General features: G+C 68.0%; 12 protein-coding genes. 7 read left to right on the top strand and 5 right to left on the bottom strand.

Annotated elements, in window-relative coordinates:
- On the top strand, window positions 1-840 hold an 840-nt coding region (locus O0J15_RS11135), incomplete at its 5' end, for an endonuclease/exonuclease/phosphatase family protein (protein WP_308305655.1).
- A 131-nt stretch (window positions 841-971) separates the two neighbouring features.
- Here the strand turns inward: O0J15_RS11135 and O0J15_RS11140 are convergent.
- Window positions 972-1,583 (bottom strand): superoxide dismutase, encoded by a 612-nt coding sequence (locus O0J15_RS11140; protein ID WP_005410310.1) that lies wholly within the window; start codon window positions 1,581-1,583, stop codon window positions 972-974.
- Between the two features lie 221 nt (window positions 1,584-1,804).
- On the opposite strand from O0J15_RS11140, the gene O0J15_RS11145 reads away from it, so the two are divergent.
- Complete coding sequence (locus tag O0J15_RS11145; protein WP_111101752.1) at window positions 1,805-2,257, top strand: ribonuclease domain-containing protein; 453 nt, start codon at window positions 1,805-1,807, stop codon at window positions 2,255-2,257.
- Window positions 2,257-2,670, top strand: coding sequence for a barstar family protein (locus O0J15_RS11150; protein ID WP_021203012.1), 414 nt, complete (start codon window positions 2,257-2,259; stop codon window positions 2,668-2,670). The genes O0J15_RS11145 and O0J15_RS11150 overlap by 1 nt, the downstream gene beginning before the upstream one ends.
- Before the next feature lie 103 nt (window positions 2,671-2,773).
- Here the strand turns inward: O0J15_RS11150 and O0J15_RS11155 are convergent, their stop codons facing one another.
- Both O0J15_RS11155 and O0J15_RS11160 read right to left on the bottom strand, forming a co-directional pair.
- A complete protein-coding gene (locus tag O0J15_RS11155; RefSeq protein ID WP_308305656.1) occupies window positions 2,774-4,540 on the bottom strand; it encodes a hypothetical protein in 1,767 nt (588 codons plus the stop codon).
- Window positions 4,541-4,550: 10 nt separating this feature from the next.
- The gene (locus O0J15_RS11160) at window positions 4,551-5,150 is read right to left on the bottom strand and encodes an NfuA family Fe-S biogenesis protein (RefSeq protein ID WP_021203010.1); all 600 of its coding nucleotides are present in this window, start codon (window positions 5,148-5,150) and stop codon (window positions 4,551-4,553) included.
- 90 nt (window positions 5,151-5,240) lie between these two features.
- On the opposite strand from O0J15_RS11160, the gene O0J15_RS11165 reads away from it, so the two are divergent.
- The 3 genes from O0J15_RS11165 to zupT all read left to right on the top strand — a co-directional run bounded on the left by O0J15_RS11165 (window position 5,241) and on the right by zupT (window position 6,900).
- Window positions 5,241-5,591 (top strand): 4a-hydroxytetrahydrobiopterin dehydratase, encoded by a 351-nt coding sequence (locus tag O0J15_RS11165; RefSeq protein ID WP_279937567.1) that lies wholly within the window; start codon window positions 5,241-5,243, stop codon window positions 5,589-5,591.
- Window positions 5,588-6,004, top strand: a complete 417-nt coding sequence (locus tag O0J15_RS11170; RefSeq protein ID WP_058981208.1) for an energy transducer TonB — start codon at window positions 5,588-5,590, stop codon at window positions 6,002-6,004. The genes O0J15_RS11165 and O0J15_RS11170 overlap by 4 nt, the downstream gene beginning before the upstream one ends.
- Window positions 6,005-6,090: 86 nt before the next feature.
- Entirely contained in the window at window positions 6,091-6,900 is an 810-nt protein-coding gene (gene zupT, locus O0J15_RS11175) for a zinc transporter ZupT (RefSeq protein ID WP_019660453.1), read from the top strand.
- A 546-nt stretch (window positions 6,901-7,446) separates the two neighbouring features.
- Here the strand turns inward: zupT and O0J15_RS11180 are convergent.
- Window positions 7,447-8,421 carry an RluA family pseudouridine synthase gene (locus tag O0J15_RS11180; RefSeq protein ID WP_308305657.1) on the bottom strand — a complete coding sequence of 325 codons (975 nt, stop codon included), beginning with the start codon at window positions 8,419-8,421 and terminating at the stop codon, window positions 7,447-7,449.
- 407 nt (window positions 8,422-8,828) lie between these two features.
- Between O0J15_RS11180 and O0J15_RS11185 the strand changes: the two genes are divergently transcribed.
- Entirely contained in the window at window positions 8,829-12,116 is a 3,288-nt protein-coding gene (locus tag O0J15_RS11185) for an Rne/Rng family ribonuclease (protein WP_308305658.1), read from the top strand.
- 117 nt (window positions 12,117-12,233) lie between these two features.
- Here the strand turns inward: O0J15_RS11185 and O0J15_RS11190 are convergent, their stop codons facing one another.
- Window positions 12,234-13,121, bottom strand: a complete 888-nt coding sequence (locus O0J15_RS11190; RefSeq protein ID WP_019660456.1) for an endonuclease/exonuclease/phosphatase family protein — start codon at window positions 13,119-13,121, stop codon at window positions 12,234-12,236.

Genomic DNA, 13,121 nt, shown 5'->3' on the forward strand with positions numbered 1-13,121 from the left:
CTCTCCCCCGCCCGTCTCCTGCTCAGTTGCCTGATGCTGCTGATGGCGTTGCAGGCACAGGCGCGGCCGCAGGCACCGGCCACGGCGGCCAGCGAAAGCGGCTCCCGCCAGCTGACGGTGGCCGCGCTGGAGCTGCCCAGCCACGATGATGCGCAATGGAAGTTGCGCCGCGAGCAGGTCGCGCAGTTGCTGACCGACCTGCAGCCGGACGTGATCTCGGTGCAGCAGGTGCTGCAGCAGCAGGGCCGCAACCCGGCCTGCTGGCTGGCCAGCCGGCTGCGTTACAGCTGCGACTTCGTTACCGCCGATCCACCCAGCCAGACATTGCGGCATGGCAACGCGATGCTGACCCGGCTGCCGGTCAGCGAGGACGGCGTAACCCTGCTGCATCCTCCCGGCACCTTCAGCGCGGCCGGCATGATGCGGCTGAAGCTGGGCGAGGCGCTGGTCAACATCTATGTGGCACGGCTCCGCCCCGACCCGGACGAGGCCGCCGCGCGCCAGCACCAGACCAGCGACTTGATGACCTGGATTGGTGCCACCGCCGAGGGCATGCCCAGCCTGATCGCCGGCGACTTCTCGGCCAACACGATGGAACTGGTGCGCAGCACGCCGGGCTTCCAGCCGGCGCGGCGCAATCCCGGCGGCCGAGCCGAGGCGCCTGCGGCCAGTGGCGGGGGCAGCACTGGCCATGGTCTGGATGTGCTCTTCCAGGTCAAGCATTTCGACGGCATCCGCCAGCAGCCGATCCTGCTGCCGGCCGACGGCGACCTGCCCGGCCTGCGCCTGGGCGTGATGGCCACGTTGCGCCTGCAAGGCAATACGGCCACCGCCGAATAGGGAGTACCGGCCGCTGGCCGGCTCCCCGGGGATCACACGATTGCCGACCAGCGGCCGGCACTACCGAATGATTGCTGCAACAGAAAAGGCCGGGTTTTCCCCGGCCTTCTCCGTTCATCCCATCACCGCGATCAGGCGATCGCTTCCTGGTAACGGCGCTCGACTTCGTTCCAGTCGATGACGTTGAAGAACGCGCCGATGTATTCCGGGCGACGGTTCTGGTACTTCAGGTAGTACGCGTGCTCCCACACGTCCAGGCCGAGGATGGGGGTGTTGCCTTCCATCAGCGGGCTGTCCTGGTTGCCGGTGCTTTCGACCACCACCTTCTTGTCCGGGGTCACGCTCAGCCACGCCCAGCCGCTGCCGAAACGGGTCAGCGCCGCCTTGGTGAAGGCGTCCTTGAACTTGTCGAAGCCGCCCAGGTCCTTGTCGATGGCCTTGGCCACGTCGCCCACCGGGTTGCCGCCAGCATTGGGAGCCATCACGGTCCAGAACAGCGAGTGGTTGGCATGGCCACCACCGTTGTTGCGCACCGGACCCTGCAGGTTCTCCGGCAGCGACTTGAGCTTCTTCACCAGTTCTTCGACCGGCAGGTCAGCGTACTCGGTGCCTTCCAGCGCCGCGTTGACGTTGTTGATGTAGGTCTGGTGATGCTTGGTGTGATGGATTTCCATCGTCGCCGCATCGATATGCGGTTCCAGCGCGTCGTAGGCGTAGGACAGCTTGGGCAGGGTATAGGCCATGGTGCATCTCCTGATTGCGAGGGCACCCGACGTTGTCGGGCGGTGCGCGGTGAATGATGGGGACAGAACGGCAGATTACCAAGGGGGATGTAAAGGAAATTGCGTCCCGCCGGTGAGCACGACGGCAATTGTTACGCGGCGGTGACGCAGCCCCCTCCTCATGCGCCGTGCAGCGCGCAGGCGCTACAGTGCGAGCACCACCCTCGCCCGCTCCCTTGCCCATGCGCAACCCCCGGCTGCTGATCACCGCCATCGCCCTGCTGCTGCTCGGCCTGGTAGTCAACCATTTCATGCAGCGCCCGCCGGCGCCGCAGTTCGCGCCGGACCTGCAGGGTGCGCCTGCCGCGCGCGCACCGGCCACGGCCACGCCCGGCAAGGGCAACGGTCTGCCCGCCTTCCTGCCCGCCGAAGCCCTGCAGACGATCGCGCTGATCCAGCGCGGCGGGCCGTTCCCGCACCGCCAGGATGGCAGCACGTTCGGCAACCGCGAACAGCAGTTGCCGCAGCGTCCGCGCGGCTACTACCGCGAATACACCGTGGACACCCCCGGCGCGCGCACCCGTGGCACGCGCCGCATCGTCACCGGCGGCGATCCGCCGGAGGCGTGGTACTACACCGACGACCATTACGAATCATTCCGCAGCTTCACCGTACCGGCCCAGGGAGCGCAGTGATGAGCCATGACGATTTCGGCCTCGGCCTGCACGACATCAACAATGCCGGTGTCTACACCATCGACAGCGACGACATCGGCGCCCTGGCCGCCGCAATGCGCGATGCCGGGCTGAAGGTGATCCGCATCGATCTGGAAGGGGTGGCCGACAAGCGCACCCTGCTCGCACGGCTGGCCGCGCAGCTGGATTTTCCGGCCGGTTTCGGCGGCAACTGGGATGCGCTGTCGGACAATCTACGCGACCTGCAATGGCTGCCAGCCAACGGCTATGCACTGTTCCTGTGCGACGTGGACGCGCTGCGCGCCACCGCGCAGAAGGACTTCGACACCCTGCTGGACGTGATGGACGAGACCAGCCGCGACTGGCTTGGCCGCGACGTCCCGTTCTGGGTGTTCCTGTCGCAGAGCGCGTAAGGTCACTGCCGTGGTGGATGCCGACCTTGGTCGGCGCTTCTGCGCCAACCAAGATTGACACCTACCCAAGCGAGCCTGCCAAGGGCGTGGCGCGCTCCCTAGCCTACCGGCTCCCGTTATCTTCCTGCAGTTTTTTCTTGAACGGAATGTCCGGCGGTGGCCGCGCCACGGCCGGCTGGTCCTGCATGTTCGGATTGGTAAGGCCACAGCCACCACCGGCCTGCAGGATCGAGATCACGCAGGAAATCTTCGTATTGGTACCCGGCAACGGAATCTCCATTGCCTTTATTCCCTTGCGCACCCACTCGGCCAGCAGCGATTCCTGCGGGACCCAGTATTTGTCGAATGACGTGGGCGTGTAGTCGTAAGGCGGTCGCTTCAACCAGGTGCCCGATTGCGCGATGCGTTCCTTGCTCCAGCCATCGTTGGCACCACCGGGCGCACCGCGCTCGGCACGTCCATCGCCTTCCTGGCCCGGCACGCGGACGCTGCCATCGGCGTTGAACAGGCCACTGCCCTTGCCGGTGGCGCTGGCCTGGCGGGCGCCCTTGTCGGCGCCGTCCTGTTTGCGGCTCGACGCCCCCCAGTCATCGCCCTTGGCGGGCGTGGCCCAGTTGCCCGGATCGGGGGCCGGGCGCGCTCCAGCCTGGGCCGGTGCCGTGCTGGAGGCGGACGGCCGTGGCGTGCTGCTTTCGGCCTGGCGCGCACTGCCACTGGCCGCAGGCGCGGCCGTTGTCGCTGGCGCGCTGCCGCTGGACGTTGAAGGCGCCGCCGCGGGTGCCGACGCGACTTCGCGCTCGCGCACCTGCAGGTCACGGCCTGCCGGCGCTCGCACGGTCGGCTCGCGCCCGGCCACAGCAGCCATCCGTACCTGCGGATCGACCACGGCCTGCACTTCGCGCTCGCGCACCTGCACATCGCGCTGCGGCACACGGACCTGTACATCGGCCGTGCGCAGCGGCTGCGATATCGCCGGTGCATCGACCGTACTGATTTCACGCTCCTGCACCGGGATGTCACGCAGCTGTGGTGCCGGCACGGCGATCTCCGGCGCACGCAGTGGGGTTGGGACTGGCGGCGCCTGCACGGGCTGCACGCTGCGCTCGCGCACCGTGGGCGTGGTGTCACGCGGCACGATGCTGACCTCGGTACGCGGCACGCTCACCGGCGGCACCACGAAATCCGCACTGGCCTGCGCCACTTCGGTGGCCTGTACGGGCGAAGGCGGCGGGGCGGCAAGCGGGGCCGGCTCCGCTTCGGCAGGCGGTGGTGGCAGGCTGGCGGTCGGCGCTGGAGCCGGTGCGGGCGCAGGCGACGATCTGGACGCAGGACGCGGTTCAGGCGACGTCGCTGCCCCTCCCTCCTGGCCGGCGGCAACCTGGCCGGCAGGAGCAGCCGCAGCTGCGTCGGCACCAGGCTGATCGCCACCGCCTTGCTGGCTCGCGCGACCGACGAATTCCACCTGCAAGCGCTCGCCTTCGGCGCCCTCCGCTTCCGGTGCCGTGGTGCGGATCACCGCCACCCACAGCAGCAGCATGAAGAACAGCAGATGCAGCAGCGCGCTGGCCACTGCCGAGAGCCAGCGCATCCAGCGCTGGTCGCGCGGCGCGGCGTCCCAGTCCTGCCAGAACAAGCGGCGCAGCGCCTGCCACGGCGACAGCTGCGGCGATTGACCGGGTGGCCCCGGCAACGGTCGGGGCAGCAATACCGCGATCACGTCGCGCGCGTGGTACGGCCGCGGCAGCGGCCCCAGCGAGCGCAGCCACAGCGCCCAGCCATACGGCAGGCGCGTGGTCTTCTCGAGGACGGCGCGGGGCTGCTGGCGCGCCAGCAGTAGATCGATGAGTTGCTCGGCCCGGGTCAGAGGCACGCGTCAGCGATCAGGCGACGTTGTCGCGCGGGATGTACGGCGCGTGGCCGCTGTCGTGGTCGGTCGCGTCGCGCACGGCGGTCACGCCCGGCACGCGGCCCATCAGGGTCTTTTCGATGCCCTGCTTCAGTGTCACGTCGGCCATGCCACAGCCCTGGCAGCCACCGCCGAAGCGCAGCAGTACCACGCCGTCGGCCGAGACTTCCTGCACGGCCACCTTGCCGCCATGCGAGGCCAGCTGCGGATTGACTTCGTTCTCCACCACCCAGTGCACGCGCTCGACCAGCGAGGCCGCATCACCGGGCGCTTCACCCTTGATGCGCGGCGCCTTGATGGTCAGCTGCTGGGTGCCGGCGGTACCGGCGACGATGTCGATCTCGGCCCCGTCCAGCCAGCCGACGCTGCCGGCATCGACGTACAGGGTGAATCCTTCGCAGTCCACCGCCCACTCATCGCCGAGCAGGTCGGTCGGTTCGGCGAACTCCAGCCGGGCGTCGGCGCGCGGGGTGCCGGGGTCGACCGCGCTCAGGCGCACGCCCATGCCGGGCACGCCCTCGCGTTCGATCAGCTTGCGGAAGTGGGTCTGGGCAGTGTCGGAGATCTGGATCATCAGGCTATTCTAGCCAAGTACGCGTCAGCCGCTCATTCCGTTTATACACCGTCCGGCGCATTGTTCAGTCAACACGAGGTGGAGATTCCCATGGCCGACCTGATTCCACTGGCCCAGGCCCGTTGCGTGCCACGCAAAGGCAGTGACCACAAGCTCGGCGAGGCCCGCCTGGCCGAACTGCTGCCGCAGGTTCCCGGCTGGGAGCTGAGCGAGGGCAGCCAGGCCCTGACACGCACCTTCCGCTTCAAGGATTACTACGCCACCATGGCCTTCGTGAACGCGCTGGCCTGGATTGCTCACCGCGAGGACCACCATCCGGACCTGGGCGTGCACTACGACCGCGCTGTGGTGCGCTTCTCCACCCACGATGTGGGCGGCCTGAGCGAGAACGACTTCATCTGCGCGGCAAAGACTTCGGCCCTGACGGAGCAACTGCCATGAACATTCGTTTGCTGAGCCTGTCCCTGATCGCTGCGACCGGCCTGGCCGGCTGTGGTGCCTCCGAGCCGCCGGCGCCGCCAGCGACCGCGCCGACCGAGGTGGCCGCGGTGAAGACGCCGCCGCCGCAGTACCCGCTTGAACTGGCCTGCATGGGCGTGGGTGGCACCAGCACGTTCAAGGTGACCATCGGCACCGACGGCAAGCCGAGCGAGGTCGCCCTGCTCACCGGCGCCGGCAATCCGCAGCTGGACGAGCTGGCCAGGACCGCCGTGCAGGGCTGGCAGTTCAAGGCCGCCACCCGCAACGGCCAGCCGGTGCCGGCCACCATCCAGGTGCCGGTCAGCTTCAACCCGCCGCAGCCGAAGCCGGACCAGTGTTTCGCGATCGAAGAGCGCCTGCGCCGCGGCGGCTGATCGCGCGCCCCGACAAGGCCCGCCTCGCCCTACCCGCCCCGGGCTCATCCGGGGCGGTTGTCTGTTGACCAGGACCGCGTCGGCAAATGCTGCAGATTCCCCCTGAAAACGTCTGGATCGCGCTGGCGGTCACCCTCGCGGCCGGCCTGGCCACCGCCATCGGCAGCCTGCTGGTGCTGTTCTCGCGCCGCCCCAACCCGCGCCTGCTGGCCTTTGGCCTGGCCTTCGCCGGCGGTGCGATGGTCTATGTGTCGCTCTCGGAAATCCTCAACAAGTCCATCGCATCGTTCGCCCTGGCCTATGGCGAGCGCAGCGGGTTCACCTACGGCACCCTGGCGTTCCTGCTGGGCGTGATCGTCATCGTGCTGATCGATCACTTCATTCCGAATCCGCATGACAGCCTGGACAAGCAGGACCCCGCGTTCCGCGAAAACAGCCGCGAGTACCTGAAGCGGGTCGCGCTGCTGACCTCGGTCGCGATCACAGCGCACAATTTCCCGGAAGGGCTGGCGACCTTCTTCGCCACGCTGGAAAGCCCGTCGGTGGGCATGCCGCTGGCCTTTGCCATTGCCATCCACAACATCCCCGAGGGCATCGCGATCGCGGTGCCTGTGTACTTCGCCACCCAGAACAAGGCCTATGCATTCAGTGCCAGCCTGCTGTCCGGCCTGGCCGAGCCGGTGGGCGCGGCGCTGGGCTACTGGCTGCTGTCAGGATCGCTGTCGCACGCCACGTTTGGCTGGGTGTTCGGACTGATCGCCGGCGTGATGGTGTTCCTTGCGCTGGATGAGCTGCTGCCGGCGGCCAAGCGTTATGCCAAGGGCCACGAAACCGTGTATGGCCTGGTGGCCGGCATGGGCACCCTGGCGATCAGCCTGGTGTTGTTCAAGTGGTGAGGGGTTCCCGGCCAACGCGCTGAGCCCCCTCGCGGCTGGCGGAGCGACATTCCGGGTTGGGCCGGCCGAGGTGGGTTTGCGGGGGACGCCGTAAACCCATCCTTGGGGGCTTGGGCGCGCCATCCATGGCGCTTACACCCCCGCAAACCCACCTCGCCCGGCCTCTGACAGGCTATAGGCGTGCCAGCCGCGCGATGAAAGAATGAAAAAGCGAAGCCCGCGCTGCGCGCGTGAGTCGAGCGTGGCTCGACTCTGCAAGGGCTGCGTACGGGTATGGGTCTACGCTGCGGCTGTCAGGTCCGCCTTGTAGCGAGCCGAGCACCGCAGGTCCGGCGAGGGCGAAGAGGCGCGGGTGTCTGAGCGCAGCGAGTTCCGCGCTGCCCCTCGGCGGACCGAGGAGCGCAGGGTACCGGCGCGCAGCGCCGGCTCGCGGATGGCGGCGTGTTTCTTTGGTTACTTTCTTTGCACGAGCAAAGAAAGTGACGAGCCCACTCATCGCAGGAAAGCGACGGCGCCGACCAAGCACCCGGCGCCGCCGAACCGCCGTCAGCGCAGGCGGTCCAGCGCCTCAACCAGCTCATCGGCCAGCGGCGCGTTCAGCACGTATGGGCTCTTGCCGTCATCCAGCGCGAACTCCAGCGAAGCCGCGTGCAGAAACAGGCGCTTCAGCCCGATCTGCTCACGAAGCCGCTTGTTCACCGCCGGATCGCCGTACTTGTCGTCACCGGCCACCGGGTGGCCCAGATGCTGGGCGTGCACGCGGATCTGATGGGTGCGGCCAGTCTCGATGCGCACCTCGCAGTACGAATGGCCGCCGCGGCGCTCCAGCACCCGGAAGTGGCTGATCGATTCCTTGCCGATCGCGTTGACCTGCACATGGCGCTCGCCGCCCTGGCGCAGGCCCACGTGCAGCGGCGCGTCCACCGTCATCACGCCATCGGGCATGCGCCCGGCCAGCAGGGTCAGGTAGCACTTGCGGATGCCGGCGCCATGGTCTTCACGCAGCAGGGCCTGCAGTTCACTCAGCGCCGAGCGCTTCTTGGCCACGATCAGCAGGCCGGAGGTGTCGCGATCCAGCCGATGGACCAGCTCCAGGGTCTGCCCCGGGCGCAGCGCACGCAGGGTCTCGATCGCCCCGAAGCTGATGCCGCTGCCGCCATGACTGGCCACGCCAGAGGGCTTGTTCAGGGCCAGCAGGCGGGCATCCTCGAACACGATGGCCTGCTCCAGGCGGCGCATGAACGCCTCAGGTGGACCGGCCTTGTCTCCCTCCTCGCTGAGACGCACGGGTGGTACACGCACCTCATCGCCCGCCTCCAGCTTGCGCTCGGCCTTGGCGCGACCGCCGTTGACCCGCACCTGGCCACTGCGCACCAGCTTGTAGACCAGGCTGCGCGGGGCCCCCTTCAGCTGGCCGAGCAGGAAGTTGTCCAGGCGCTGGCCGGCGCGGTCGGCGGGAACGGTGATCATGCGCACGGAAGGCTTGTCGCCTGCGGGCTTGGTGGGGTCTTGGGCGGTCATCAGGCTGTTTATTCTGTTACACTCGGGGGGCGAGATAAGGGATTGATTTCGTTGGAAGTTACTCAGGGCCAGAAGCCCAGCTTCCGACGAATCCGGCACAGTGCGCGACCACCGCCCGCGGGGCGGCCATGTTAGCGGCTCACCGGCCTTCCCGGCCATCGCCGGATGCCTGACACGCAACCGTGCTGAACATGTCCCGCGTGGCGCTCCAGCCTGGCTGACAGCTGCCTGCGGCCCTGCAACACCCAAAACCCATAAGAGTGAAGCGCTCCCGCGGCCTGCCGTGGTGTCGTAGCGCTGGAAACCCAAGCCGCCCTCCCCGCGCTTGCGCGAATGGGCGGCGAGCCGTGTCCAGAGGCGAAACCCCATGGCGTTCCGCGCGGTAGCCGCTTGCGAGGAACGCAACAATGAAGCGAATGCTGATCAACGCAACGCAGGCTGAAGAGCTGCGTGTTGCCATCGTGGATGGCCAGTCGTTGTATGACATCGACATCGAGCAGCCGTCGAAGGAACAGAAGAAGTCCAACATCTACAAGGGCCGGATCTTCCGCATCGAGCCCTCGCTGGAAGCGGCCTTCGTCGAATACGGCGGTGGCCGCCATGGCTTCCTGCCGTTGAAGGAAATCTCCCGCGACTACTTCCAGGCCGGCGTCGACCACAACAAGGCCGGCATCCGCGAACTGCTGAAGGAAGGCCAGGAGATCGTCGTCCAGGTCGACAAGGAAGAGCGTGGCAACAAGGGCGCCGCCCTGACCACGTTCATCTCGCTGGCCGGCCGCTACATGGTGCTGATGCCGAACTCGCCCAGCGCCGGTGGTGTGTCCCGCCGCATCGAGGGCGAAGACCGGGCCGCGCTGAAGGACGCGCTGGACAAGCTGAACATTCCCGACGACATGGGCGTGATCATCCGTACCGCCGGCGTCGGCCGCGATGCGGAAGAACTGCAGTGGGACCTGGACTACCTGCTCAACGTCTGGCGCGCCATCGCCGAAGCCGCGCTGAGCAAGCCCGCTCCGTTCCTGATCTACCAGGAGTCGCGCCTGATCGTGCGCGCCCTGCGTGACTACCTGCGCGCCGACATCGGCGAGATCCTGGTGGACACCGAGGAGATGTACGAGCACGCCCGCGAGTTCATGCAGCAGGTGATGCCGCAGACCCTGCGCAAGCTCAAGCACTACAAGGACGACATCCCGCTGTTCAACCGCTTCCAGATCGAGTCGCAGATCGAAGGTGCATACGAGCGCAACGTGCGCCTGCCGTCGGGCGGCTCGATCGTGGTCGACCAGACCGAAGCACTGACCGCGGTCGACGTGAACTCCTCGCGCGCCACCAAGGGCAGCGACATCGAGGACACCGCGTTCCAGACGAACCTGGAAGCGGCTGAGGAAGTGGCCCGCCAGCTGCGCCTGCGCGACCTGGGTGGCCTGGTGGTCATCGATTTCATCGACATGGCCTCCAACAAGCACCAGCGCGAGGTCGAGAACCGCTTGGCCAACGCGCTGAAGTACGACCGGGCCCGCGTCCAGGTCGGCCGCATCTCGCGCTTCGGCCTGCTGGAAATGAGCCGCCAGCGCCTGCGCCCGAGCCTGGGCGAGTCCAGCCAGATCGTCTGCCCGCGCTGTGACGGCCACGGCCGCATGCGCAGCGTCGAGTCGCTGTCGCTGTCGATCATCCGCGTCGCCGAAGAGCATGCGATGAAGGAGAACACCGGGCAGGTGCTGGTGCAGGCCCCCGTGGAGATCGCCAATTACCTGCTGAACGAGAAGCGCAGCGCCCTGCGCGAGATCGAGCAGCGCCACGAGGCGCCGATCGTGATCGTGGCCGACGAGCAGCTGCATACCCCGCACTACACCGTCACCCGCCTGCGCGAGAACGAGTTGGGTGAAGAAAGCAGCAAGCCCAGCTACCAGCGGGGCACCCCGCGCAAGCTGCCGGTGCACGCGCTGACCAAGGGCCAGCTGAACATCCCGCCGCCGGCGGTGACCCAGGTCAAACACACCTCGCCCGCCCCGGTTCGCGAGGAAGTTGAGCCGGCCAAGGCAGCCCCGGCCCCGGTCGCGGTCGCACCGACGGCCCCGGCCCCCAGCGGCGGCGTGATCGGCTGGCTCAAGCGCGTGTTCGGTGGCGAGCCGGCCCCGGCGCCGGCGCCGGCCGCTCCGGCGGCGCGTCAGTCGCAGGACGGTGGCCGCAAGGACCGCAACAAGGATCGCAACAAGGACCGCAAGGACCGTCGCGACGACAGTCGTGGCAATGGCAACGCGCAGCAGCAGAAGGATGGCGGCAACCGCAAGGACCGCGGCGAGCAGCGCAAGGACGGCCGCAACGGCAACAACGGCAATGCGCAGCAGCAGCCGCAGCAGGGCAAGCAGAAGGAGCCGCAGCACAAGGATGGCCAGCAGCAGCCGCAGCAGCAGAACAAGCCGCGCAACGAGCAGCAGGGCCAGAACCAGAACCAGCAGCCGAAGCTGAAGCAGCCCAAGCAGCCGCGCCCGCAGCAGCAGGACGGTGACAAGCCGGCCGAGAAGCCGCAGCGCAATGCCGCCGAAGCAGCTGCCGAAGCCGTGACCGCAGCGGCAGCCGTAGCCGCTACGGCCGTCGCCGCCAACGGGGTGAACGCGCCGGAAGCCACCGCGCCGGTGACGCCGGTTGCTCCGGCACCCGCCGCTCCGGTGGAAGCCGCTGCGTCGGCCGACACCGCTGCCAACGCTGGCAGCGCGGCCGAGGTGACTGCGGTTGCCGGCGAGGAGGCTGCAACCGACACCAATGGCGAGCAGGCAGGCGAAGGCGCAACCCGCCGTCGTCGTGGCCGTCGTGGTGGCCGTCGCCGTCGTCGCGGTGGCACCGAGAATGCCGTCGGCAGCGACGCCCTGGGCGATGACCAGGACGATGGTGATGACGGTGAAGACACCGACGGCGCCGAGCCGAGCGTCAACAACACCGCCGGAACCGCTCCGGTTGCTGCGGCGCAGCCGGTCCGTTCGCAGCCGGAGTTCGACTTCGATGACGAAGTCGAGCCGATCGCCATCGAAGCCGGGAAGCCGGCCCGCGCTGCCGCCGCTGCGGTTTCCGCACCGGTTGCGGTGGTGAGCAGCGCCGTGGTCGAAGTCGCCGCCCCCGTCGCGGCTGAAGTGCAGGCGCCGGCCGAGGCTGCTGCGAAAACTGAAACGGTGTCCTCGCCGGTGCAGACCAGCATGCTCGATGCCATCGACGCTGCGACCCCGGTTCAGCCGGTCGCCGACGCCACTCCGGTGGTGGACGCTGCCGCGCCGGTGATCGAAGCAAAGCCGGTTGTGGCTGAAACGACCGCAGAGGCTGAAGCCGCTCCGGTGATCGAAACGAAGCCGGTCGCGGTCGAGGCCGCGCCGGTCGTGGAATCGAAGCCGCAGGTGGTTGAAGCAACCCCGGTGGTTGAAACCAAGCCGGTGGCCAGTGAGAGTGGCCCGGTGGTGGAGGCCGCCCCGGCCGTTGAAGCCACGCCGGTCGTCGAGACTGCGCCGATCGTGGAACAGCCGGTCGCGCCGGTGGCGGTGGAAGCCGCGCCGATCGAGGCCGCTGCCCCGGTCGCCGAAGCCGTGGTGACGCCGTCGATCGATCCGGTCGCCGATGGCCATGCCGACGCCGCAGCGCAGGCTGCAGAAGCCAGGGCCGATGAAGAAGACGAAGAGGCCGCCAAGCGCACGCCTCCGTCGAACTGATCGCGCCTTGATAGCGTGAAAACGAAACGGCGGGGATCAATGATCCCCGCCGTTTTTGTTTGTGCGTCGGGCCGAACCGTGCCGACCAGGGTTGGCACCTACCCAAGCGTGCCTGCGTCAGGGTTTCGGCGCGAACTGCAGGCGGGTCCACACGCCGTAGTGGTCCGAGGCCCAGCGACCGCTGTCATCGGGCTGGTCGAACAGGATCTTCGCCTCGCGTGCGACCATCTCGTCCTGCTGGAAGAAGATGTGGTCGATCCGCGACGGCGCCTGGTAATAGTGACGGTTGAGCGTACTGACCGCGGACAGATCGGTGTTGACATGCACGCTGCCGTAGCTGTCGCCGTAGTGGCTGCGCAGCTCGCTCAGGTCGCCGGCATCCACCAGTGCATTGAAGTCGCCGGCGATCACCACCGGTGCACCGGCCGAGGTTGCAGTGATGAAGCGCAGCAGGTCTTCGACCTGGGTGCGACGGATGCGCTGCCCGTTCTCGTCGCTGCGCTCGTTCAGATGCGTGGCGTAGATGTTTACCGGCGTGCCGTCGACGTCGATGCGCAGGTGGGCCACGGTGCGGTAGTCGTCCAGCGGCTGCAGCAGATGATCGCCCTGAGCGAGGATCGGCCGCCGGGTCAGCAGCGCATTGCCGTAGCGCTTGGGTGCCGCGACCGGATCGGTGGACACGAACACATACCTGTAGCCGAGTTGGCCGGCCAGCCATTGCGCCTGGTTTCGCACGTTGCGGCGCTGGATCACTTCCTGCAGGGCAACCGCATCCGGCTGCAGGCGCTTGAGCTCGGCCAGGATGGTGCGGCGCCGGCTCGGCCAGTCTTCGCGGTCGTGGTGCAGGTTGAAGGTGACCATGCTCATGCCCGGCGCGCTGGCAACGTCGGGCGCCACAGTCGTGCCAGCCGGTTCAGCCGCCATCATCACGCCCGGCAATGCCATTGCAATGGCCAGCCCCAGGGCGCGCACCGACGTGCGCACCTTCGCCCGCTGCTGCTTCAT

Source organism: Stenotrophomonas sp. Sm10, assembly GCF_030985515.1.
Taxonomy (GTDB): Bacteria; Pseudomonadota; Gammaproteobacteria; order Xanthomonadales; family Xanthomonadaceae; genus Stenotrophomonas; species Stenotrophomonas hibiscicola.